Source organism: Blautia sp. Marseille-P3087 (assembly GCF_900120195.1).
In the GTDB taxonomy this organism is placed as follows: Bacteria; Bacillota; Clostridia; order Lachnospirales; family Lachnospiraceae; genus Blautia_A.
This window is the reverse complement of record NZ_LT635539.1, coordinates 876,723-898,389: the sequence shown is the minus strand read 5'-3', so window position 1 is coordinate 898,389 and position 21,667 is coordinate 876,723. Positions and strand designations below refer to the sequence as shown.

The window sequence follows — 21,667 nt, the reverse complement described above, 5'->3', positions numbered from 1 at the left end:
TTTGGCAGGAGAATAATATCTGGAGGAAATGGTAATGAGTATAAAAGAAGAAATTCACGGATTATCAGACGAAATTATTAAAAATATGGGCAGACTGGTTGCGATTGATTCGCAGCTTGGTACACCGGCAGAGGGAATGCCGTTTGGCGAAGGACCTGCAAAGGTTCTTGAGGAAGCATTAAAAATTGCAGATGAGCTTGGTTTCAAAACAGTAAATCTTGATAACTACTGCGGTTATGCAGAGATGGGCGAGGGAGAGGAAATTGTTGGTATCGCCGGACATCTTGATATTGTACCGGTAGGCGGTGACTGGACATATGATCCATTTACTCTTACACGTGATGGAGATCATATTTACGGACGTGGAACAACAGATGACAAAGGACCGATTCTTGAGGCACTTTATGCAATGAAACTCGTACGTGATTCTGGTGTGAAATTAAACAAAAGAGTCCGCCTGATCATGGGATGTAACGAGGAAACCGGATCAAAATGTATGGAACATTACAATGAAGTAGAAGAGGAATTATCCTGTGGTTTTACACCGGATGCAAACTTCCCATGTATCCATGGTGAAAAGGGTCAGATGGGAATGATGGCATATTCTAAAAATACAAAGATTATTTCCATGAATGGCGGTTTTGTTTCCAACGCTGTGTGTGACACCTGTAATACTATAGTTCCGGCAGAATCAGGACTGAAAGAAAAGCTTGAGTCAGCGTTTGCTGAGAAAAAGCTTCAGGAATACAAAGTAACAGAAGAAAATGGCGAGATCAGCATTTATACAAAAGGCGTTCCGGCACATGCCAGCACACCAACTCTTGGCGTCAATGCAGCAGGAGTGACATTTGCATGCCTTGCAGAAGTCGGATTTGAAGATGATTTTGTGAACTTCTATAATGAACATATCGGTACAGCCTGCGATGGTTCCGGTCTTGGTCTTAAGTTTGCTGACGAATACGGCGAACTGACACTGTGCAATGGTATCGTTAAGACAGAAGACGGCGTGATTTCTGCAACAATTGACATCCGTGTACCGGTTACTCTCAAGAGTGAGGAAGTCCGTAAGATGTGCGAAGACAGACTGGAAGATGAAAACGGACGTATTGAGATCCTTGGAATTGGTGATTCTCTGTTCTTCCCGAGAGAGTCTCCGCTTGTAAATGCACTGTACAAAGCGTATGTCGATGTAACAGGTGACACAGAGAATAAACCGATGGTTATCGGCGGCGGAACTTATGCGAAATCACTTAAAAACATTATCGCATTCGGACCGGAAATGCCGGGAATCGATTACCGTATTCACGGTGCAGATGAATTTATACTTGTATCAGGAATGGAAGAAGCTGTACTTGTATATATGGAAGCAATCAAAAATCTTCTTGCAATCTGATCGTTTTCTGAAATCTGTTGATTTATAACAGAAATTATGATAATGCATAAACAAATAAAGAGAATCTTCCCTGCCACCGGACAGGGAAGGTTCTCTTTTTGGATGAGATAAGATATTTACAATGAAAATTAAGCTGGAAAAGCAATCTACAGGGGTATTGACCCGAATAAAGAAATCGTGGTAACCTGTGGGAAAACAGAAGTGATGATGAAAAAGAGACATTGGACGAGGCATTGCATCGTTTGGAAGAGATGAGAATGGAGTTGGAAAGATATGAGTGTGATGAACACATTTTCCGGGAAAAAGTTTGATCCTATGCACATGAACAGTGAAGATGTATCACTGGAAGATCTTGCGCATGCACTGAGTCTGTTATGTCGTGGAGGAGGACATTTAAAATATTTTTATTCCGTAGGACAGCATTCGATAAACTGTATGAAAGAAGCAAGGGCAAGAGGATGGTCGAAGAGGGTACAGCTTGCATGTCTTCTGCATGATGCGAGTGAGGCATATATTGCGGATATTATCAGACCGGTAAAAGTACATCTGCCAGAGTATTATAAAATTGAAAGCAAAATAATGGACTGTATTTTGGAGAAATTTGGTCTGGGTGATCTGAGTGAAGAAGAAAATTCCAGATGGAGGCAGATCGATGATGAGATACTGGATCATGAACTCAGAGAACTGATGATCGGAGAAAAAGACAGACCCGTAAAGTTACTGGCATCTGTTACGGATATGACAGAGCGAAACTGGAAAGATGTTGCAGAGGAATTTATAATATTGGCGGAGGCACTGATAAAGGAGAAATAAGTTATAAAAATTGCAGAAATAAGGAAGTGTTGTGTATATGAAAACACGTGAAGAAGCATTAAAATTTGGACTGTCATTTAAAAGTGTATACGAAGAAAAACCTTTCCATGATCCGAACTGGCAGCTGATAAGGGTAAAAGGAAGCAAAAAGGCTTTCCTATGGATTTATGAACGTAACGGATATATCAATCTGAATGTAAAAACAGATCCGGAATGGCGCGATTTCTGGCGATCCGCATATGAGTCTGTGACAGCGGGATACCACCAGAATAAAGAACACTGGAATACGATTATACTGGATGGAAGCATACCGGATAAAGACATCAAGAGAATGATTGCCGAAAGTTATGATCTGATCACAGACAGTCCGACGAAGCGAATCTATGAGGCAGTAAAACGAATCCCAAAAGGCCATGTTGCAACATATGGGAAAGTTGCAGAAATGGCAGGGAACCCCAAAATGTCACGGGCAGTCGGAAATGCGCTGCATAAAAATCCGGATCCGGAGCATATCCCGTGTTTTCGGGTAGTCAATTCGAAGGGAGAACTTGCCGGAGCCTTTGCATTCGGAGGAGGCGGCGCACAGGCAAAACTTCTGGAAGCAGACGGTGTAGAAGTGGTCAATGGCAAAGTGGATCTCAAAAAATATGGAATCTGAAAAAAAGAAGGGAGCATATCACTTTCTTATAGCAGGATCATCCAGACCAACATGGAAGTCATCGCAGCGATATGTAATGTACCGATGATTCGAAATGGAAACAGCAGGATAAATATCGGCAATATGGTGAAAATGACAGCCCAAGCGGGAATGCTGCGGTACCGGTAACGATAGCCACTTTTTTAGACGATTATAATTCGGAAAAGCTTATGTTATACTGTTGTAGAAATGTTTGATATTTCGTGTGAAAATAGGATGATTATATTTATTGGAGGAAAACTAATGAAAACACGCAGATTGGGCAAAACTGAATTAGAGGTCAGTGAAATTGGTTTTGGCGGTGAGTGGCTGGAACGTCATCCGGAAGAGGAAAGTATTGAGCTGATTCGTTATGCTTCATCAAAGGGAATCAACATTCTGGACTGCTGGATGGCAGATCCGAAATCCAGAAATATTATCGGAGAGGGAATCAAAGAAAACCGCTCCAAATGGTTTATTCAGGGACATATCGGTTCTACATGGAAAGATGAGCAGTATTTCCGTACAAGAGATATGAAATATGTGCGTCCGGCTTTTGAAGATCTTCTGAAGAGACTGCAGACAGATTATATTGATCTCGGAATGATTCATTATGTGGATTCTGAAGAAGAATGGGAGCAGATCCAGCATTCGGATTATCTGGAGTATGTGATGGATTTAAAAAAGAACGGAGTGATCCATCATATCGGTATGAGTTCCCACAACCCGAAAGTAGCGGTAAAGGCGGCAGAGTCCGGTTATGTGGAAATGATTCTTTTCAGCATCAATCCGGCATTTGACATGCTTCCTGCAAGTGAAAATATTGATACGATGTTCGCGGAGGAATTTGATGAAAATCTGAAAGGAACAGACCCGGATCGTGCACGTCTGTACAAGGTATGTGAACAGAATGATGTGGGAATTACAGTAATGAAAGGTTTTGCAGGCGGAAGACTTTTTGATGAAAAACGTTCCCCGTTCGGAGTAAGCCTGACACCGGTACAGTGTATTCACTATGCACTGACACGTCCGGCGGTCTGTTCGATCATGTGCGGCTATGATACAAAAGAACAGGTGGATCAGGCAACAGCATACGAAAATGCGAACGAAGAGGAGAAGGATTATGCATCAGTGATTGCCAGTGCACCTTTTCACTCCTACAGAGGAGAGTGTACATACTGCGGTCATTGCAAACCATGTGTATCTAATCTGGATATCGCAATGATCAACAAGTTTTATGATCTTGCGATGATGCAGCCGGAAGTTCCGGCAACGGTTCAATCGCATTATGAATTGCTGGAGCACAAAGCATCTGAATGTATCGGATGCCAGGCATGTGAAGCAAGGTGTCCGTTCGGTGTGCCAATCGCAGAACGTATGGAAAAAACAGCAAAATTATTTGGATGTTAAAAAGCACAGACAGGAGAAAGAAGATTATGAAAGAAAATTTAAAGGTACTTATGATAAACGGAAGTCCGAAATCAAATGGAAATACATCAATCGCACTGCGAGAGATGGAGAAAGTTTTTAAAGAAAACGGAGTCGATGTGGAAACAGTGACAGTTGGAAATAAAGCCATTCGTGGATGTGTTGCATGTAATTCCTGCTATGAAAAAGGTAAATGTGTCTTTGACGATATCGTAAATGAACTTGCACCGAAATTTGAAGAAGCAGATGGTCTTGTGGTTGCAAGTCCGGTCTATTATGCGTCTGCAAATGCAACGCTGGTCGCCTGTCTTGACCGCCTGTTTTACAGCAGTCATTTTGATAAGACGATGAAAGTCGGTGCAAGTATCGCCTGTGCCAGACGAGGCGGATGTTCGGCGACATTTGACGAACTCAATAAATATTTTACCATATCCGGAATGCCGATTGCATCCAGCCAGTACTGGAACAGTATTCACGGAAGAACTCCGGGTGAAGCCGAAAAGGACGAAGAAGGCAAGCAGACCATGCGCACCCTTGCTGCCAATATGACATTCCTGATGAAGAGCATCGCACTTGGCAAAGAGCAGTTAGGACTTCCTGAAAAAGAAGAAAGAGTAGCAACACATTTTATCCGATAAGAAAAAAAAATCTACATAAACAGCTGTGTATATTTAATTGAGAATATAAATAGCTGTTTTTAGTACTAAAATAAAGTCAGTGGCAACTAACTAGAGGCGACAGGGGAAAATCTCTGGAAATTGACAAAATAGTTAATTCTATACGATGGGGAAATAAATATGACAGGACAGGTACTGGCAGGGATTGCTGCAATTTCTTTATTGGTTATCCGGGTCCACCAAATTTCAGATTTAAGATACCTCAGATAATAGTAAATGAGTATAAAGTCATCCAGATTTTAAAAATTAGATGACTTATACCTTGGAAAATATAGTGCAAGTCATGGCAAGCGACAAAAATGGATGGTTCAAATGTGAATAAGTCTGATTTGGGGTAGGATCGTTTGAGTAAAATGATTTTTTCTTGCGAAAGAGGAGCTTATGTGCTATTCTTATTAAGGCTATAAAGGGAATGAAGTTCTCCCTGAGTAATAAATTACTTAAACCGCTTATGAAAGCTGATGACTTCTGCGAGTAAACTGACGCAGAAAGTCTCAGCTTTTTCTGCGTATATAGGGAGGAATTTTATGTTATTAAGTATTTCACTGATTCTAATTTTGGGAATGTTCATGGGATGGATATGCCAGAAAATTAAATTACCGGCTTTACTTGGAATGTTAATCACCGGCATTATTCTGGGACCATATGGGCTTAATCTGCTGGATGGCAGTATTCTTGGAATATCTGCAGAACTTCGTAAAATAGCATTGATCATCATTCTTACAAGAGCAGGTCTCGGGCTGGATCTGTCCGGACTTAAAAAGATTGGAAGACCTGCAGTTCTTATGTGTTTTGTACCGGCATCTTTTGAATTGCTGGGTATGATTCTGCTGGCACCAAAACTAATGGGATTAAGCGTATTAGAGTCGGCTGTTATGGGTGCAGTACTTGCAGCAGTTTCACCGGCTGTTGTTGTTCCCAGAATGGTGAAGCTTATGGATGAGGGCTATGGAGTAAAAGAAGGAATTCCACAATTGATCCTTGCAGGCGCATCCGTTGACGATGTGTATGTCATAGTTCTGTTTTCCACATTTGTCGGAATGATGCAGGGGGAAGGCGCTTCTATACTTAAGTTTGTAAATATTCCGGTTTCCATATTTTTTGGAATTGCAATAGGATTGTTCCTGGGTGTGTTACTGGCATATTTCTTTAAAAAAGTACATATACGGGATACATCAAAAGTGCTTATTATTTTGAGCATTTCATTTTTGCTTGTAGTAATTGAGGATAAATTGACAACAGCAATTACATTTTCATCATTGATTGCGGTTATGTTTATCGGAATAGGATTACAGAAAAAGAGAGAAGCTGTTGCTAAAAGACTCTCTGTAAAATATGGGAAGTTATGGGTTGCGGCAGAAGTTTTTCTGTTTGTGCTTGTAGGAGCAACTGTAAATATTGAATACCTTGGAAAAGTCGGAGCCAAAGCTTTCGTTGTTATTATTGGGGCATTGATATTTCGAATGTTTGGTGTATTTGTATGTCTGCTGGGAACAAATCTTAAAAGAAAAGAGCAATTGTTTGCTATGATGGCCTATACACCAAAAGCAACTGTTCAGGCTGCGATTGGAGGAATCCCGCTTGCATTGGGGTTGGCCTGTGGAGATACCGTACTTACTGTGGCGGTTCTTGCAATAGTATTTACTGCACCGCTGGGGGCATTTGCTATTGATTTGTCATATAAGAAATTACTGAATAAATAATGAATGGGATAAAATATGTAAAGAGAATAATGCAAAATCTTTTGTAAATCTTTCAGAATAACACTTGCAAAGTCTTCCTGAGTTTTGTATAATGTTTTGCATATATGCAGCCCGGATGAATGGGTTGAGTGTGAACTGGGGGCACCACTTTTCACAGGATATTTCAGGCGCCGGACAACACCATAAGTGTGTTGTCCGGTGCCTTTTTGCGTATATAAGAAAGTGAAAGGAGCGTATAGATGGTAAAAATCAATGGTGAGGATAAAGACATTGCAGGAAAAAATCTTCTGGAATATCTGAATGAAGCGGGATATAAATCAGAATGGGTAGTTGTAGAACGCAATTTTGAGATCATCCCAAGAGAAAATCTCGGCAATGTGACGATTCAGGATAATGATGAAATAGAAGTCCTTCGTTTTGTCGGAGGAGGCTGAAAATCCTGCAATGAACCAGGCAAAATAAACAGAAAGAGAGAACAGAAGATGGAAGATAAATTAGTATTAGGCGGAAAAGAATTTAAAAGTCGTTTTATTCTTGGATCAGGAAAATATAATCTGAATCTGATCAAAGCTGCAGTTGAACAGGGTGGTGCGGAGATCATTACGCTTGCACTTCGTCGTGCAAATACGCAGGAGAGTGAAAATATTCTTGATTTTATTCCAAAAGGAGTGACGCTGCTGCCAAATACATCAGGAGCGAGAACAGCAGAAGAGGCGGTCCGTATCGCGAGACTGAGCAGGGCAATGGGATGCGGAAATTTTGTAAAAATTGAAGTTATGCGTGATGCGAAGTATCTTTTCCCAGATAACTATGAAACGGTCAAGGCAACGGAGATTCTGGCTAAGGAAGGATTTGTTGTTTTGCCTTATATGAATCCGGATCTGAATGTGGCAAGAGACCTTCAGAATGCAGGTGCGGCTGCGGTTATGCCGCTGGCAGCCCCAATCGGCAGCAACAAAGGTCTTGCAACAAAAGCTATGATCCAGATACTGATTGATGAGATTGATCTGCCGGTTATTGTAGATGCGGGAATCGGAAAACCATCTCAGGCATGTGAAGCAATGGAAATGGGTGCAGCAGCGATCATGGCCAACACCGCGATTGCAACAGCGGGAAATGTGCCGGAAATGGCATCTGCATTTAAACTGGCGATTGAAGCCGGAAGAAAAGCTTATCTTACCGGAATGGGACGAGTTCTTGCCAGAGGTGGAAGCGCATCCGATCCGTTGACAGGATTTTTGCGCTAAGGAGGAAGCGGAATCATGAATGAAGAAAATCAGGTATATTTTATAGACAGTGACAAACTTCCACCGACAGCGCTGGAGAGAAAACACAGACTTGAGCAGGATCCGTCTTTCCGTACAAATCATATGGAATATATGGAAGGAATGCAGGTTATTCAATCTGATATAAAAGATAAAGTACTTCGGGCAATGGAAGAGTATGATTATGACGCTTATACCGCAGGGGATGTGGAACGGGCGCTTTCCCATGAATCCTGTTCGATAGAAGATTTTAAAGCACTTTTGTCCCCGGCAGCGGCACCGTATCTTGAACAGATGGCAAGAAAAGCAGAGGAACTTACAAAGAATCATTTCGGAAATACGGTCTATATTTTTACACCGCTATATATTGCGAATTACTGCCAGAATTACTGCATTTACTGTGGATTTAACTGCTACAATAATATCAGGCGTAAAAAGCTGACGTTTGAAGAAATTGAACATGAGATGCAGGTCATTGCAAAGACCGGTATGGAAGAGATCCTGATGCTGACAGGAGAGAGCCGCGCATATTCTGATGTGAAATATATCGGTGAAGCTGTAAAGATTGCAAGAAAATATTTCAAAAATATCGGAATTGAGATTTATCCTGTGAATGTAGACGAATATCAATATCTGCATGAATGTGGTGTGGATTACGTCACGGTTTTTCAGGAAACTTATAATACAGACAAATATGAGACACTTCATCTTATGGGACATAAACGTGTCTGGCCATACCGTTTTGATGCACAGGAACGTGCACTGATGGGAGGCATGAGAGGAGCCGGATTTTCTGCACTTCTGGGATTGGATGATTTCCGGAAAGATGCACTGGCTACAGCACTGCATGTTTACTACATTAACCGCAAATATCCACATGCAGAGCTTTCTTTGAGCTGTCCGCGTCTACGTCCGATTGTCAACAACGACAGAATCAATCCGCGTGATGTGGGAGAAAAAGAACTCTGTCAGGTATTGTGTGCATATCGTATATTTCTTCCGTTCGCGGGAATTACAGTATCAAGCCGTGAAAGTGCCACGTTTCGAAATGGAATCGCAAAAATCTGTGCAACGAAGGTGTCGGCAGGCGTTTCTACCGGAATTGGTGATCATGAAGAAAAATATGAAGGCAAAGAAGATGATAATGTCGGAGACGAGCAGTTTGAAATTAACGATGACCGTTCCTTCGGAAAAATGTATGAAGATATGGAGCAGGGCGGTTTACAGCCGGTTCTGAATGATTACATCTATGTATAAAAAATATGAACATACTATAGTAATTACGAATCGTACACTGGTGCAGGGAGATTTTTTTGAGCAGATGCAAAAAGTGATTCTTCTGCATCCACATGCGGTGATTTTACGAGAAAAAGATCTGCCGGATGATGCGTATGAAGTAGTTGCAGAAAAAGTTCTGGACATGTGCAGAGAAGAAGACGTAAATTGTTTCCTGCACTCCAGAATTACTATAGCAAAAAGTCTGGGCTGCGGACGGATTCATCTGTCCATTCCCGTAATTGAGGAAATGAAAGAAGAGGAACAAAGAAATCTCAGAAAAGATTTTCAGGAAATCAGTGTTTCCTGTCACAGTATGGAAGATATGAAAACTGCTGTAAAAAACGGAGCCACGCAGATTATTCTTGGAACGATCTTTGAAACGGAATGCAAAAAAGGACTTAAGGGAAAAGGACTGGAATTTGTTCGGGAAATCTGCAAAGCATGTCCGGTGCCGGTATATGCAATCGGCGGTATCAATATGGAGCGTCTGCCGCAGGTGATTGATGCAGGTGCGGCCGGCGGATGTATGATGTCCGGTTTTATGAAAATATAGCATAAAATCTGCTGTAAGAATAAGAGGGTGGTATCCTGAGTGGTACCCTGCCCCTATTCGGGCAAAACAAAAGAGCCTGAATGCCTTGATGTTAAAGGCTTTCAGGCTCTTAATGAGCAGGGGATGAGAGAATCGAACTCCCACCAAAGGTTTTGGAGACCCCTATCATACCATTTGACCAATCCCCTGTATCAGCGAAGTGTAATTACTTCATCTGCAACGAATGAAATTATAACAGATAACGCTGTTGTTGTCAAGCGGAGATGGAGGGATTTGAACCCTCGCACCGGTTGCCCGATCTACCGCATTTCGAGTGCGGACCCTTCAGCCACTTGGGTACATCTCCATGTCTGATATCCACCAAACATGTTCCATTATATAAGGTGATGGGGGAAAGGTCAATCTTTTTTATGCGGAAAGGACAATTCTTTTTGTTGACGTGAAAAGGATACTATAATAATATGTTAATATAAAAGCATTGAATTGAATGGAAAGAGGTTGACTTATGGACAGAAAAAAAGATGCGATCTTAAAAGCAACAGCTGCATTGACTGAAAATTATAAAAATGAAGAATTATTTATGCCGAAGAACGGAAGAAGTCTTCCGAGCAGAGCAGTGATCATTGATGTAGTAAAGGAGCTGCGTGCTGTAATCTTCCCGGGATATTTCTGGTCAGATTCTGCAGCAGGCATGTTTCCGGAATATTATACAGGCTACAGACTAAATGATCTTTACGACAGACTGAAAGAGCAGATTGAAATCGCACTTCTGTATGCAAATCAGGAAATAGAGCAGCAGGAGGCATCAGAGCAGGCAGATCGTATCTGCGGCGGATTTTTTGAAAAGCTCCCGGAAGTGCAGGAGAGACTTCTGAAAGATGTGCAGGCTGGTTTTGATGGAGACCCGGCTGCAAAGAGCAAAGAAGAGATTATTTCTTCCTATCCGGGCGTGTTTGCAATCTATGTATACCGTCTGGCACATATTCTCTATGTGGAGAATGTTCCTCATATTCCTAGAATTATGACAGAGTATGCACATGGCAAGACCGGTATCGATATTAATCCCGGGGCTGTGATCGGCGATTATTTCTTTATTGACCATGGAACCGGTGTGGTAATCGGTGAGACTACAGAAATTGGCCGCAATGTGAAGCTGTACCAGGGAGTGACTCTGGGAGCACTTTCTACCAGACAGGGACAGCAGCTTGCAAATGTCAAACGTCATCCGACAATCTGTGATAATGTAACGATTTATTCAAATTCATCTGTACTCGGCGGTGAGACTGTGATTGGAGAGAATACAATCATTGGTGGTAATACCTTTATTACAGAATCTATTCCGGCGAATACAAAGGTCAGCGCCAAGAGTCCGGAACTTGTAATTAAGAAGCCGCGTAATGCTGTATCAAAAGCCGATGTGTGGGACTGGCAGGACTAAAACATAAGTTGACAAAACTACCCAAAATAACAGAAAAAAATATATTATAAAAAAAATTAAAAAAATTTAAAAATACCTGTTGACAAATCATGAGTTATAAGATATACTCAATATCGTTGAAGCGAGCGAAACAAAAACGCATCGCAAGCACAGCGATATGCGGGTGTAGTTCAATGGTAGAACACCAGCCTTCCAAGCTGGATACGTGGGTTCGATTCCCATCACCCGCTCTTATGCGATAGTGGCGTAGTTGGTAACGCGCGACCTTGCCAAGGTCGAGACCGCGGGTTCGAGCCCCGTCTATCGCTCTTGAGGACTCTGAGATTTCAGAGTCCTTTTTTCTATTATAAAAATAAGGAGGAATGAAATATGCCGATACCAACCCCGCACATTGAAGCAAAAAAAGAGGAAATCGCAGGAACGGTCATCATGCCGGGTGATCCGCTTCGTGCCAAGTATGTAGCCGAGCATTTTCTGGAGAATGCAAAACTAGTAAATAAAGTCCGGAATGTGTATGGTTATACCGGAACATACAAAGGTAAGGAACTTACTGTAATGGCAAGTGGAATGGGCATGCCGTCCATGGGGATTTATTCTTATGAACTGTTTAAATTTTATGATGTGGAAAATATTATCCGTATTGGATCGGCCGGCGCATATACAGACCACCTGGCAGTGTATGACGTAGTTCTTGCGGACAGTGCATGGAGCCAATCCAGCTTTGCAAAAGTACAGAACGGATGTCAGGATGATGTAATGTATCCGTCAAAAGAATTTAATGCAAAGATCCTTGAGACAGCAGAACGCTTGCAGATACCGGTAAAACCGGCGAGAGTTCATTCCTCTGATGTATTTTATGCAGAAGATAATATGGACGATTTCCGGGAACTTTATCGGAAACATCAGTGCGAGTGTGTAGAAATGGAAAGCTTCGCACTGTTTCACAATGCGAAGCTTCTTGGAAAAAATGCAGCCTGCCTTCTGACAATTTCAGATTCTTTCGTGACACATGAAGAGCTTTCTTCACTGGCAAGACAGGAATCTTTTGAAAATATGATGAAGGTGGCTCTGGAATCCTGCTGATCAGGAAGTTGTTCTGTCCTTCTCAATCAGTCCGTAAAAAGACAGAAGATACAGACCGCAGATTCCGACCAGACCGTAGATAATACGGGAGAGCCAGCTCATACTGCCAAAGAGAAGGGCAACGAGGTTCAGATTGAAAAAACCGATCAGGCCCCAGTTGATCGCACCGATTATGGCAATTGTAAGTGAAAAATACTGTAAGAATTTATTTCCCATAAGTCACCATCCTTTCACAGTGCTAGTATTCCATAATCGCAAAAAAAATATTCGCAGCAGATTTTTCTGCTGCGAATTTTTTTGAAAATTCATTTTACTGTAATTTGATTGTCTGTGAAGTGACATTACCATCTCCGAATGCGAACGCTTCGGATGCTTCCAGCGTTACATCGGATTTATCATTCAAAGAAAATGCGTAACAGATGGTCACGGTTTTTCCCGGTTCAACTTCTGCGATGTAGTTGTTGATTGCCGGATCATCTTCTTTCGGTACTGCCGGAGAAAGTTTTTCTCCATTTTGTGAGGCTGAAAGCTGTACATCGACAAGCGCGCTGGAAGTAGAACTGCTGTTGTTTGTATAATCACAGTAGAGCATCAGACAGTCGCTGTCATCGATTTCCTGTGCGATACGGAACTGCGTCAGTCTCAGTGTGAAATGATCATTTTCCATATCAATGCTTGTGGTACTGCTCGGTGTTGTATTTTCAACTGTAGCGTCCGGATTGTTCAGATCTGCAAGAGACTGGTCAATCTCATCCTGTACGTTGGTAAAGTTTGCAGACATGACTCTTACAGTATCAGCATCAAGGGCAACGATCTTCCATTTACCATCGGATTCAATTACCGGATAAGTAATATCGGTTTCTGTAAATTTATCTTCTACAGTAGATGATTTCTCATCGAGAAGGGAAGCAAGTTTCTGCTCTGTTTCTTCTTCGGTAAGTGTTGAACCGGAAAATGCGGTGGAAACGATCTGTTTCAGAAACTCGGTGATAGTTTCTTTGTAAATGTCGGCACCGTCAATATAACGGATGTGCGCAGTTACAGAAGCAGTTCCGTTCTGGATCTGGAAACTTGTCTTCGTGATTTTGTAGCTCATTTTTTCGTTGATTTTTTTGAAAAATGAGGTGTAGGCATTACTCGTGATGTCTGCGTCATCGAGGGCGGACATGTCATTGCTCTGCAGAAGAGCCTTCATGCCGTCAAAATTCATTGCGCGCATGTTTTCAAGAAAATCTTTGGTGGTTTCAATTGGTTTCTGACGTTCGTAGAAGTAATATCCGGCACCGCCCGCGATAACCAGAACAAGGATGACCAGAAAGATGATCAGTCCTTTTTTCTTCTTTTTCTTTCGGACTGGAGTTTTCTGCACTTCCTCATCCTCAAAAAATTCCTGATTGTTTGTATCCATATTTCCTCCTTATGAAGTTCCGGTTAAAAAGTTTTTTATTTATATATAATTTCATTATAGCAGAAGCCGGCATTGCTTGACAAGGTCAATTCCCCACTCTACAATGAAGATTAATAACATATAAGAAACTACCGATAAAACTGTGGAGGAAAAAATATGATAAGAAAACAGGAAGGCACATTTTTGTCTGAGGCGGATAGACTGGAAATTTCTGCATTATGCATCATGCCGGAAGAAAAGACAGAGTACAGAGCAGTGATTCAGCTGGTTCATGGAATGAGCGAACATAAAGAACGCTATATTCCTTTTATGGAATATCTGGCGGAAAAAGGGTACATAACAGTTATTCATGATCATCGCGGACATGGAAAGAGCGTGAAGAATCCGGATGATTTGGGATATATGTATGGCGGCGGAGCAGAGGCGATGCTTCAGGATATCGGGACAGTAAATAAAGAAATACACAGGCATTTTCCGGACCTCCCTGTGATTTTGTTTGGGCACAGCATGGGATCTCTGGCGGTTCGTGCTTTTGCAGCGGAGCATGATGACTGTATCGATATGCTGATTGTCTGTGGCTCTCCGAGTGAAAACAAGGCGAGACCGCTCGGTAAGGCGATTGCCTGTGTTGAAGGCAGAATTCTGGGTGCGCATCATAAAAGTAAACTGCTTGAGGCAATATCGCTTGGCGCGTATGCAATGAAATTCCGCGGCGAAGGGAACAGAAATTCGTGGATCTGTTCGGACCCGGAAGTTTATAAAGCATATACTGAATCAGATTTATGCGGATTTACCTTTACGGATGATGCATATCTGGCATTGTTTGACCTGATGAAAAAGGCATATGATGTTCACGGCTGGAGATGTGCACGATCCAAAATGCCGGTTCTTTTTATAAGTGGAGCAGAGGATCCGTGTCTTGGTAATGTACGTAAGTTTGCGAGTGCTGTCCATGCGATGCGCAGAGCCGGTTATCTGGATGTCAAAGGCAAGCTCTATCAGGGCATGCGGCATGAAATTCTGAATGAAAAAGATCACGAAAAAGTCTGGAAGGATATTGCTGTATACATAAAGAAAAAAGGATTTTAAAATAGCAACAATTCTGGTATAATGATTTTTGTGAATATTTACCAGATTTGGAGGAGAGACAATGAGAGCAAGTGGCATTTTGATGGGAATATCCAGTGTTCCGTCAAAGTATGGAATAGGATGTTTTTCAAAGGAGGCCTATGATTTTGTAGATCAGCTGGAGAAGGCCGGACAGCAGTACTGGCAGATTCTTCCACTGGGACCAACCGGATATGGTGATTCGCCATACCAGTCAGTGTCCACATTTGCAGGAAACCCGTACTTTATTGATCTGGAGACTTTGATCGATAAGAAATTACTGACAAAGGAAGAATGTGAAAGCTGTGACTGGGGCGGAAGCGAATCTTATGTTGATTATGAGAAGATGTACCTGTCCCGCTTCAAACTGCTCCGCAAAGCATATGAAAGAGCCAATTTAAAAAATGATCCGGATTATGTTGCATTTTTGAAACAAGAAGAAGACTGGCTTTTGGACTACTGCCTGTTTATGGCAATCAAGAATGCACAGAATGGTAAATGCTGGATCGACTGGCCGGAAGAATTAAAGGACCGTCATTCAAAAGCCGTAAAAGAAGCAGAGAAAGAACTGGCAGAAGAAGTTGAATTCTATAGTTTCCAGCAGTATTGCTTTACCACGCAGTGGAGCAAGCTTAAAAAATATGCCAACAAAAAGGGAATCCAGATCATTGGAGATGTGCCAATCTATGTAGCTTTGGACAGTTCAGATGCATGGGCAAATCCAGAGATGCTCCAGTTTGATGAAGACTATAATCCGAAAGCTGTTGCGGGATGTCCGCCGGATGCATTTTCTGCAAGCGGACAGCTTTGGGGTAATCCTCTGTATGACTGGAAAAAGCTGAAAAAAGACAATTACGGTTGGTGGGTTCAGCGAATGCGCCACAGTCTGAAGCTTTATGATGTTGTGCGTATTGACCATTTTCGCGGATTTGATGAGTATTATGCGATCCCGTATGGGGACAAGACTGCCGAAAACGGTGAATGGGAAAAGGGACCGGGTATGGATCTGTTCCGCGCTCTGCATAAAGATATCAAAGAGTTGCGTGTGATCGCCGAGGATCTGGGATTCCTTACAGAGAGTGTTCTGGACATGCTGAAAGAAAGCGGTTTCCCGGGAATGAAGGTATTACAGTTTGCCTTTGACGGAAGTGAGGACAGCAGTTATCTTCCATACAAATATGACAGTAACTGTGTCGTTTATACAGGAACGCATGACAATGAAACAACAAAAGGCTGGCTCGAAAACCTTCAGGGTCATGACCTGAACTTTGTAAGAGAGTACATAAATTGTTATGAACAGCCGGTTAATGACTGTGTATGGGCGTTGATACGTACGGCACTGTCAAGTGTGGCAGAACTTGCAATCATCCCGATTCAGGATTATCTGTGTCTTGGTAATGAAGCACGTATGAATGCACCGTCTACACTTGGTGATAACTGGAAATGGAGACTTACAAAGAATCAGATTTCCGAGACAACACTGTACCATATAAGAGAAGTAACCAGAATCTATGGCCGCCTGGCAAAAGAATCGGTTGTCTCCGAAGAAAAAGAAACTGAGAAAGAAAAGATTAAGGCAGAAACAGACACTAAGGCTGAGAAAAAAGGAGAGGCATAATGAGTGAACAGGATAAAATGACAGAGCAGGAGACAGAAGTGACTGCCTCTGGTGAGAACTCGCAGGAAGAAAAGAAACCGGAAGTACCAACCAGGAGTATGATATTGATGATTCTGGCAGGATGTTATCTTTTGTATACGGGCTATCGGCTTTGCAAGAATGTGCTGGAGGGTGTAGAAGGCGGCAGCTGGGGATTTTTTGCGGCAGGTGTCGGATTTATCATCGTCGGTGCTGTAATGCTTTTTACAGGTGGAAGAAATTATCTGCGCCGTGAAAAGGAAAAACGTGCAGAACAGGAAGCACAGACACAGGTTATCAGGGAAACACAGCCGGCAGAAGAAAAGAAGACCATGAGTATTGCAGAACGTGCAAGACTTGCAGAAAGTCTGGATGATGTCGGGGAGACTGAAACACAGGCTGATACAGAAAAAGAAGAATAAGAATAAGAATATCGACAGAGATTCTTATAGATAAGAAAAAGCGTCGCAGAATCAGGATCTGCGGCGCTTTTTGCGATTTTTTTTACGTTTGCGTGAAGAAGAACCAGGTGTATGTAAGGAGGACCAGCAAAAAAGCTGAACCAGAATAATTCCGATCAATGCACCTGAGCTGTCAATGCAAACATCCCTGACAGAGGGACCACGGCCGCCGACAAAGGACTGGTGGTATTCGTCAAGTCCGGCAAAACCGACACAGAAAATGCCGGCAAGAAGGAACAGCCAGATACCGCGGATACGATAAACGTAAAGTGGGAAAGAAATTGCTACGGCCAGAAGGAAATATTCGGTCATATGCGCTGCTTTTCTTACATAAAAATGAATATTGTCTGCTTCATAGCTTAATTCATAAGAATCCTTGTTTTCGTGTAAAACCTCGTTCTTGACTTCTACAATCTTATAGCTGATCTTGTAACTTAATTCCCCGGACACCTCCCCGGTCTGGGCTGAGAATGAAAAGATCAGATACATCATAAGAAGCGCAGGAAGAAAAGATAAAGGTTTCAAAAGTGTAATCAGTATTTTCATGGGTTTTAATATAGCATGGCTCCAGAAAAAAGTAAAGATAGGAAAAAATGACAAAAATGCTGAAAAATACAATGGTTTTTAAATGAATCCGAAGGTTCACAGAAAAAACGATAGGTGGTAAAATGAAAGGAAACAGTGTTAAAAAGAATGTCAGGAAAAAAGATGAATATTTATGATGAACCGGAATTTTCAGAAGGTGCATCTTATGTTGTGATGTGTTATAATTTATACGGAAATGATACAGAGCCGGGACCGAAAGCGGATCTGGAGAATATAAAGTTTATATGATGGGGAAATGAAAGGAGAAATGCAATGAGTTTGGCAGATGTTACTTTTATTAATATGTGCAAAGATGTAATAGAAAACGGGACAAGTACAGAAGGCGAGAAAGTACGTCCGGTATGGGAAGACGGCACACCGGCCTACACGATCAAACGATTTGGCGTGGTGAACCGTTATGATCTACGTAAAGAATTTCCGGCACTGACTCTACGTAGGACAGCGTTGAAGAGTGCAATGGATGAGATCTTATGGATCTGGCAGAAAAAATCCAATGATATCCATGACCTGCACAGTCATATCTGGGACAGCTGGGCAGATGAAAATGGTTCTATCGGCAAGGCATATGGCTATCAGCTGCAGGTAAAACACCAGTACAAAGAGGGCATGATGGATCAGGTTGACCGTGTTTTATATGATCTCAAAAATAATCCGTACAGTCGTCGTATCATGACTAATATTTATGTGCATCAGGATCTCCACGAGATGAATCTGTATCCATGTGCATATTCTATGACTTTTAATGTGACGAAAGAACCGGGAAAAGACAAACTTACACTAAACGCGGTGCTGAACCAGCGTTCACAGGATATTCTGGCTGCAAACAACTGGAATGTATGTCAGTATTCCATCCTTCTGATGATGATTGCGCAGGTATGTGATATGGAGGCTGGAGAGCTTGTGCATGTGATCGCAGACTGTCATATTTATGACCGTCATGTACCGGTGATCAAAGAACTGATCAGTCGTACACCTTATCCGGCACCGACCGTGAAACTTAACCCGGAAATCAAAAATTTCTATGATTTTACAACGGATGATCTGATCGTAGAAAATTATCAGACATGGCCGCAGATCAAAAATATTCCGATCGCAGTCTGATCTGTGTGAACGGGAAAGAAATCTACCTGGAGAAAGGAACGTTAAAATGAATATTATCGTAGCAGCAGATAAAAACTGGGCAATCGGCAAAGACAACAAACTTCTGGTGAGTATTCCGGCAGATATGAAAATGTTCCGTCAGGAAACGACTGGTAAGGTCGTTGTTATGGGACGCAAGACTCTGGAAAGTTTTCCGAACGGGCTTCCGCTCAAAAACAGAACCAATATCGTACTTACCGGAAACAAAAATTATAAAGTAAAAGATGCAATTATCGTTCATACTATTGAAGAACTCCTTGAAGAAATTAAAAAATATCCGTCAGAGGAAGTATACTGTATCGGTGGAGACAGTGTGTACAAACAGCTTCTTCCTTACTGCGATATCGCCCATGTGACAAAGATTGACTTTGGATATGAAGCAGACAGTTATTTCCCGAATCTTGATGAGATGCCGGAATGGGAAATCACTGCAGAAAGTGATGAACAGACATATTTTGATCTGGAATATTCCTTCGTAAAATATGAAAGAGTAAAATAAATCTTTTTCTCTGTGATTTTTACATTGAAGTCACCACAATAAAGTGCTAAAATGGGTAGCAAAGATATCCATACGAATGGAGGAAGATATATTATGGAAAAAAAGAACATTGACTGGGGCAGCATCGGATTCGGCTATATTCCGACAGACTATCGTTATGTTGCCAACTTCAAAGATGGTAAATGGGATGAAGGAACTTTGACCACAGATCCGAACGTTACACTGAACGAATGTGCATGTGTATTCCAGTATGCACAGACTGTATTTGAAGGTATGAAAGCCTACACAACAGAAGACGGACATATTGTAACATTCCGTCCGGACCTCAACGCAGAGCGCTTTGCAAATTCTGCAAGAAGACTGGAAATGCCGGTATTCCCGGAGGATCGTTTTGTTGATGCTGTCGTGCAGACAATCAAAGCAAATGAAGCTTATGTACCGCCATACGGCTCAGGTGCAACACTTTATGTACGTCCGTATATGTTCGGAAGCAACCCTGTTATCGGTGTAAAACCGGCTGATGAATATCAGTTCCGTATCCTTACTACACCGGTTGGACCGTATTTCAAGGGCGGCGCAAAACCGATCACGATCCGTGTTACAGATTTTGACCGTGCTGCACCGCATGGAACAGGACACATCAAAGCAGGTCTGAACTATGCAATGAGCCTTCATGCAATTATGGATGCACATCGTCAGGGTTATGACGAAAATATGTATCTTGATTCTGCTACAAGAACAAAAGTTGAAGAGACAGGTGGAGCAAACTTCATCTTCGTTACAAAGGACAACACCGTTGTAACACCGAAGTCCAATAGTATTCTTCCATCTATCACACGCCGTTCTCTGATATATGTTGCAGAACATTATCTCGGACTGAAAGTCGAAGAACGTGAAGTATATCTGGACGAAGTAAAAGATTTCGCAGAATGCGGACTTTGCGGTACTGCAGCAGTTATCTCTCCGGTTGGAAAGATCGTAGACCATGGCAAAGAAATCTGCTTCCCAAGCGGAATGGAAGAAATGGGACCGACAACAAAGAAACTTTACGAGACACTTACCGGAATCCAGATGGGACGCATCGAAGCTCCGGAAGGATGGATCAAAGTTATCGAATAATTTATGATGCAGGGCCAAAAGATTTAAATCCATATGAGCTTACTCATAAATTCAAGACAAGGTGCAGGACGTTTTCCTGTGCCTTGTTTTTTTGTCTGTATTTCTGTATAATAAGAATAGTTTACAGGAGGATGGCATGGATAAAAAATCTTATGACAACGGATCGGATTTCAGCTTTGTAGAGCAGAAAGTCCGCGAAGTTCAGACAACTATAGAAAATGCGGTCAAAACAAGCAATTATCAGGAACTGAACCAGTCAATCACAAGAATGGTAAACAGCACTCTGAAACAATATCAGAAAGATCATCCGGAGAAGGTTGGATATCGTAAGCCGGAAGCAGGGGCACAGAAAGTGTGGGGGACTGTCGAAAATACAGAAACGCATCCGGAGCTTTATGGTAATACCGGCGGAGAAAAAGTAAAGGATATCCTGTTGATCGTGTTTGGCGGAATTATTTCCGGAAGTATGGCAATCGGGCTTCTGACCGTGCAGATCCTGCAGGCGGTCATGGGACACGGAGGTATTGGTTCCACAGTTGTGACACTGATTGGTACACTTGTCGGAGTCGGGATGATCGGCAGCGGATGCACTGGTCTGGGCAGACTGAAACGTTTTCAGAAATACAAAAAAACACTGGGACACAAAACATATTGTAGTTTTGAAGATTTGGCGAAAACAGTCGGCAGAAGCATAAAATCAGTCAAAAAAGATATTCACTATATGATCGCGAAAAGCTGGTTTCTGGAAGGCAGAACAGATACAAAGGAAACCTGCCTGATCACAAGCAATGAAACTTACAGACAGTATGAAGAAACGCAGAAGGCGCTGGAACAGCGCAGTGCCGAGGAAGCGCAGAAGAGAATGCAGGAGAGTGAAAAGCAGAGCCGGATCAATCCTCAGGTGCAGGAAGTCCTTGATAAGGGTGAAGCATATATTAAGAAAATCCATGCAAGTAATGATGCGATTCCGGGAGAAGAGATTTCAGCAAAAATTGCAAAAATGGAACAGATCGTAGAGCAGATTTTCCAGAGAGCAGAGGAGCACCCGGAGATTATTCCGGATCTCAAAAAGATGATGGATTATTATCTTCCGATGACAGTGAAACTTCTGGATGCTTATGAAGATATGGACAGACAGCCGATTCAGGGGGAGACGATCCGGGCTTCAAAGAAAGAAATTGAGGATACTCTGGATACATTGAATGAAGCATTTGCAAAACTTCTGGATTCTGTATTTCAGGATACGGCATGGGATGTGTCAAGTGATATATCCGTTCTGCATACCATGCTTGCACAGGAGGGGCTGACAGTAAATGATTTTGTGAAAAAGTGATTTAAGCAATTCAAAATAAAATCAGCAGCAAGGATATACGACACGCAGAAA

The 21,667-nt window shown here is 42.1% G+C and carries 23 protein-coding genes, 4 tRNA genes and 1 riboswitch; of the genes, 22 read left to right on the top strand and 5 right to left on the bottom strand.

All coding sequences use genetic code 11. The annotated features are described in order from the left end of the window. Positions 1–34: 34 nt before the first annotated feature. The 10 genes from BQ7344_RS04365 to BQ7344_RS04320 all read left to right on the top strand — a co-directional run bounded on the left by BQ7344_RS04365 (position 35) and on the right by BQ7344_RS04320 (position 9,786). Positions 35–1,393: a M20 family metallopeptidase gene (locus BQ7344_RS04365; RefSeq protein ID WP_083585481.1), complete on the top strand. Its 1,359-nt coding sequence runs from the start codon at positions 35–37 to the stop codon at positions 1,391–1,393. A gap of 273 nt (positions 1,394–1,666) precedes the next feature. Then, complete coding sequence (locus tag BQ7344_RS04360; RefSeq protein WP_072521576.1) at positions 1,667–2,206, top strand: phosphohydrolase; 540 nt, start codon at positions 1,667–1,669, stop codon at positions 2,204–2,206. A 37-nt stretch (positions 2,207–2,243) separates the two neighbouring features. Beyond that, positions 2,244–2,864, top strand: coding sequence for a methylated-DNA--[protein]-cysteine S-methyltransferase (locus BQ7344_RS04355; protein ID WP_072521575.1), 621 nt, complete (start codon positions 2,244–2,246; stop codon positions 2,862–2,864). A 282-nt stretch (positions 2,865–3,146) separates the two neighbouring features. Beyond that, a complete protein-coding gene (locus BQ7344_RS04350) occupies positions 3,147–4,292 on the top strand; it encodes an aldo/keto reductase (protein WP_072521574.1) in 1,146 nt (381 codons plus the stop codon). Between the two features lie 26 nt (positions 4,293–4,318). Then, positions 4,319–4,948 carry a flavodoxin family protein gene (locus BQ7344_RS04345; protein WP_015540830.1) on the top strand — a complete coding sequence of 210 codons (630 nt, stop codon included), beginning with the start codon at positions 4,319–4,321 and terminating at the stop codon, positions 4,946–4,948. Positions 4,949–5,386: 438 nt separating this feature from the next. Next, a riboswitch (Fluoride riboswitch) is annotated at positions 5,387–5,465 on the top strand. A 49-nt stretch (positions 5,466–5,514) separates the two neighbouring features. Beyond that, positions 5,515–6,690, top strand: coding sequence for a cation:proton antiporter (locus BQ7344_RS04340; RefSeq protein WP_072521573.1), 1,176 nt, complete (start codon positions 5,515–5,517; stop codon positions 6,688–6,690). A gap of 239 nt (positions 6,691–6,929) precedes the next feature. Then, positions 6,930–7,124 (top strand): sulfur carrier protein ThiS, encoded by a 195-nt coding sequence (gene thiS / locus BQ7344_RS04335; RefSeq protein WP_015540832.1) that lies wholly within the window; start codon positions 6,930–6,932, stop codon positions 7,122–7,124. A gap of 48 nt (positions 7,125–7,172) precedes the next feature. After that, positions 7,173–7,937 (top strand): thiazole synthase, encoded by a 765-nt coding sequence (locus BQ7344_RS04330; protein WP_072521572.1) that lies wholly within the window; start codon positions 7,173–7,175, stop codon positions 7,935–7,937. Between the two features lie 15 nt (positions 7,938–7,952). After that, a complete protein-coding gene (thiH, locus tag BQ7344_RS04325) occupies positions 7,953–9,212 on the top strand; it encodes a 2-iminoacetate synthase ThiH (protein WP_072521571.1) in 1,260 nt (419 codons plus the stop codon). Further along, positions 9,193–9,786 (top strand): thiamine phosphate synthase, encoded by a 594-nt coding sequence (locus BQ7344_RS04320; RefSeq protein ID WP_083585480.1) that lies wholly within the window; start codon positions 9,193–9,195, stop codon positions 9,784–9,786. Before thiH ends, BQ7344_RS04320 begins: the two co-directional genes overlap by 20 nt. A 117-nt stretch (positions 9,787–9,903) precedes the next feature. On the opposite strand, the gene BQ7344_RS04315 is transcribed toward BQ7344_RS04320, so the two are convergent. Together BQ7344_RS04315 and BQ7344_RS04310 are read right to left on the bottom strand one after the other, a co-directional pair. After that, positions 9,904–9,974: transfer RNA gene (locus tag BQ7344_RS04315), tRNA-Trp, on the bottom strand. A 70-nt stretch (positions 9,975–10,044) separates the two neighbouring features. After that, positions 10,045–10,132 (bottom strand) — tRNA-Ser (locus tag BQ7344_RS04310). A 159-nt stretch (positions 10,133–10,291) separates the two neighbouring features. Between BQ7344_RS04310 and BQ7344_RS04305 the strand changes: the two genes are divergently transcribed. The 4 genes from BQ7344_RS04305 (at position 10,292) to deoD (ending at position 12,307) form a co-directional block, all read left to right on the top strand. Further along, complete coding sequence (locus BQ7344_RS04305; protein ID WP_072521569.1) at positions 10,292–11,224, top strand: serine O-acetyltransferase; 933 nt, start codon at positions 10,292–10,294, stop codon at positions 11,222–11,224. 159 nt (positions 11,225–11,383) lie between these two features. Beyond that, positions 11,384–11,454 (top strand) — tRNA-Gly (locus BQ7344_RS04300). 5 nt (positions 11,455–11,459) lie between these two features. Then, positions 11,460–11,532: transfer RNA gene (locus BQ7344_RS04295), tRNA-Gly, on the top strand. A 61-nt stretch (positions 11,533–11,593) separates the two neighbouring features. Further along, the gene (deoD, locus tag BQ7344_RS04290) at positions 11,594–12,307 is read left to right on the top strand and encodes a purine-nucleoside phosphorylase (RefSeq protein WP_200793033.1); all 714 of its coding nucleotides are present in this window, start codon (positions 11,594–11,596) and stop codon (positions 12,305–12,307) included. Here deoD and BQ7344_RS04285 read toward each other — a convergent pair whose 3' ends face one another. Continuing rightward, positions 12,308–12,523 (bottom strand): DUF378 domain-containing protein, encoded by a 216-nt coding sequence (locus BQ7344_RS04285; protein ID WP_072521568.1) that lies wholly within the window; start codon positions 12,521–12,523, stop codon positions 12,308–12,310. A gap of 94 nt (positions 12,524–12,617) precedes the next feature. Continuing rightward, positions 12,618–13,715, bottom strand: a complete 1,098-nt coding sequence (locus BQ7344_RS04280) for a DUF5067 domain-containing protein (RefSeq protein WP_072521567.1) — start codon at positions 13,713–13,715, stop codon at positions 12,618–12,620. 156 nt (positions 13,716–13,871) lie between these two features. Here BQ7344_RS04280 and BQ7344_RS04275 point away from each other — a divergent pair, with 156 nt between their 5' ends. From BQ7344_RS04275 to BQ7344_RS04265, 3 genes are all read left to right on the top strand, one after another. Next, the gene (locus BQ7344_RS04275) at positions 13,872–14,804 is read left to right on the top strand and encodes an alpha/beta fold hydrolase (protein WP_072521566.1); all 933 of its coding nucleotides are present in this window, start codon (positions 13,872–13,874) and stop codon (positions 14,802–14,804) included. Between the two features lie 61 nt (positions 14,805–14,865). Continuing rightward, positions 14,866–16,440, top strand: coding sequence for a 4-alpha-glucanotransferase (gene malQ / locus BQ7344_RS04270; RefSeq protein WP_072521565.1), 1,575 nt, complete (start codon positions 14,866–14,868; stop codon positions 16,438–16,440). Continuing rightward, the gene (locus BQ7344_RS04265) at positions 16,440–16,880 is read left to right on the top strand and encodes a DUF308 domain-containing protein (RefSeq protein WP_072521564.1); all 441 of its coding nucleotides are present in this window, start codon (positions 16,440–16,442) and stop codon (positions 16,878–16,880) included. Before malQ ends, BQ7344_RS04265 begins: the two co-directional genes overlap by 1 nt. A gap of 51 nt (positions 16,881–16,931) precedes the next feature. Here BQ7344_RS04265 and BQ7344_RS04260 read toward each other — a convergent pair whose 3' ends face one another. Next, the gene (locus BQ7344_RS04260) at positions 16,932–17,465 is read right to left on the bottom strand and encodes a VanZ family protein (protein WP_072521563.1); all 534 of its coding nucleotides are present in this window, start codon (positions 17,463–17,465) and stop codon (positions 16,932–16,934) included. 135 nt (positions 17,466–17,600) lie between these two features. Here BQ7344_RS04260 and BQ7344_RS16270 point away from each other — a divergent pair, with 135 nt between their 5' ends. The 5 genes from BQ7344_RS16270 to BQ7344_RS04240 all read left to right on the top strand — a co-directional run bounded on the left by BQ7344_RS16270 (position 17,601) and on the right by BQ7344_RS04240 (position 21,616). After that, positions 17,601–17,753 (top strand): hypothetical protein, encoded by a 153-nt coding sequence (locus BQ7344_RS16270; RefSeq protein WP_200793032.1) that lies wholly within the window; start codon positions 17,601–17,603, stop codon positions 17,751–17,753. A 24-nt stretch (positions 17,754–17,777) separates the two neighbouring features. Then, complete coding sequence (gene thyA / locus BQ7344_RS04255) at positions 17,778–18,626, top strand: thymidylate synthase (protein WP_072521562.1); 849 nt, start codon at positions 17,778–17,780, stop codon at positions 18,624–18,626. Positions 18,627–18,672: 46 nt separating this feature from the next. Further along, positions 18,673–19,164, top strand: a complete 492-nt coding sequence (locus tag BQ7344_RS04250; RefSeq protein ID WP_072521561.1) for a dihydrofolate reductase — start codon at positions 18,673–18,675, stop codon at positions 19,162–19,164. Between the two features lie 93 nt (positions 19,165–19,257). Beyond that, positions 19,258–20,283, top strand: coding sequence for a branched-chain amino acid aminotransferase (locus BQ7344_RS04245; protein WP_072521560.1), 1,026 nt, complete (start codon positions 19,258–19,260; stop codon positions 20,281–20,283). Positions 20,284–20,419: 136 nt separating this feature from the next. Beyond that, positions 20,420–21,616: a 5-bromo-4-chloroindolyl phosphate hydrolysis family protein gene (locus BQ7344_RS04240; RefSeq protein ID WP_072521559.1), complete on the top strand. Its 1,197-nt coding sequence runs from the start codon at positions 20,420–20,422 to the stop codon at positions 21,614–21,616. The last annotated feature ends 51 nt before the right edge of the window (positions 21,617–21,667 follow it).

What these genes read in the sequence shown, in the direction of transcription:
- BQ7344_RS04365 (WP_083585481.1), top strand. Translation starts at nt 35, where the DNA reads ATGAGTATAAAAGAAGAAATTCACGGATTATCAGACGAAATTATTAAA.
- BQ7344_RS04360 (WP_072521576.1), top strand. Translation starts at nt 1,667, where the DNA reads ATGAGTGTGATGAACACATTTTCCGGGAAAAAGTTTGATCCTATGCAC.
- BQ7344_RS04355 (WP_072521575.1), top strand. Translation starts at nt 2,244, where the DNA reads ATGAAAACACGTGAAGAAGCATTAAAATTTGGACTGTCATTTAAAAGT.
- BQ7344_RS04350 (WP_072521574.1), top strand. Translation starts at nt 3,147, where the DNA reads ATGAAAACACGCAGATTGGGCAAAACTGAATTAGAGGTCAGTGAAATT.
- BQ7344_RS04345 (WP_015540830.1), top strand. Translation starts at nt 4,319, where the DNA reads ATGAAAGAAAATTTAAAGGTACTTATGATAAACGGAAGTCCGAAATCA.
- BQ7344_RS04340 (WP_072521573.1), top strand. Translation starts at nt 5,515, where the DNA reads ATGTTATTAAGTATTTCACTGATTCTAATTTTGGGAATGTTCATGGGA.
- thiS (WP_015540832.1), top strand. Translation starts at nt 6,930, where the DNA reads ATGGTAAAAATCAATGGTGAGGATAAAGACATTGCAGGAAAAAATCTT.
- BQ7344_RS04330 (WP_072521572.1), top strand. Translation starts at nt 7,173, where the DNA reads ATGGAAGATAAATTAGTATTAGGCGGAAAAGAATTTAAAAGTCGTTTT.
- thiH (WP_072521571.1), top strand. Translation starts at nt 7,953, where the DNA reads ATGAATGAAGAAAATCAGGTATATTTTATAGACAGTGACAAACTTCCA.
- BQ7344_RS04320 (WP_083585480.1), top strand. Translation starts at nt 9,193, where the DNA reads ATGATTACATCTATGTATAAAAAATATGAACATACTATAGTAATTACG.
- BQ7344_RS04305 (WP_072521569.1), top strand. Translation starts at nt 10,292, where the DNA reads ATGGACAGAAAAAAAGATGCGATCTTAAAAGCAACAGCTGCATTGACT.
- deoD (WP_200793033.1), top strand. Translation starts at nt 11,594, where the DNA reads ATGCCGATACCAACCCCGCACATTGAAGCAAAAAAAGAGGAAATCGCA.
- BQ7344_RS04285 (WP_072521568.1), bottom strand. Translation starts at nt 12,523, where the DNA reads ATGGGAAATAAATTCTTACAGTATTTTTCACTTACAATTGCCATAATC.
- BQ7344_RS04280 (WP_072521567.1), bottom strand. Translation starts at nt 13,715, where the DNA reads ATGGATACAAACAATCAGGAATTTTTTGAGGATGAGGAAGTGCAGAAA.
- BQ7344_RS04275 (WP_072521566.1), top strand. Translation starts at nt 13,872, where the DNA reads ATGATAAGAAAACAGGAAGGCACATTTTTGTCTGAGGCGGATAGACTG.
- malQ (WP_072521565.1), top strand. Translation starts at nt 14,866, where the DNA reads ATGAGAGCAAGTGGCATTTTGATGGGAATATCCAGTGTTCCGTCAAAG.
- BQ7344_RS04265 (WP_072521564.1), top strand. Translation starts at nt 16,440, where the DNA reads ATGAGTGAACAGGATAAAATGACAGAGCAGGAGACAGAAGTGACTGCC.
- BQ7344_RS04260 (WP_072521563.1), bottom strand. Translation starts at nt 17,465, where the DNA reads ATGAAAATACTGATTACACTTTTGAAACCTTTATCTTTTCTTCCTGCG.
- thyA (WP_072521562.1), top strand. Translation starts at nt 17,778, where the DNA reads ATGAGTTTGGCAGATGTTACTTTTATTAATATGTGCAAAGATGTAATA.
- BQ7344_RS04250 (WP_072521561.1), top strand. Translation starts at nt 18,673, where the DNA reads ATGAATATTATCGTAGCAGCAGATAAAAACTGGGCAATCGGCAAAGAC.
- BQ7344_RS04245 (WP_072521560.1), top strand. Translation starts at nt 19,258, where the DNA reads ATGGAAAAAAAGAACATTGACTGGGGCAGCATCGGATTCGGCTATATT.
- BQ7344_RS04240 (WP_072521559.1), top strand. Translation starts at nt 20,420, where the DNA reads ATGGATAAAAAATCTTATGACAACGGATCGGATTTCAGCTTTGTAGAG.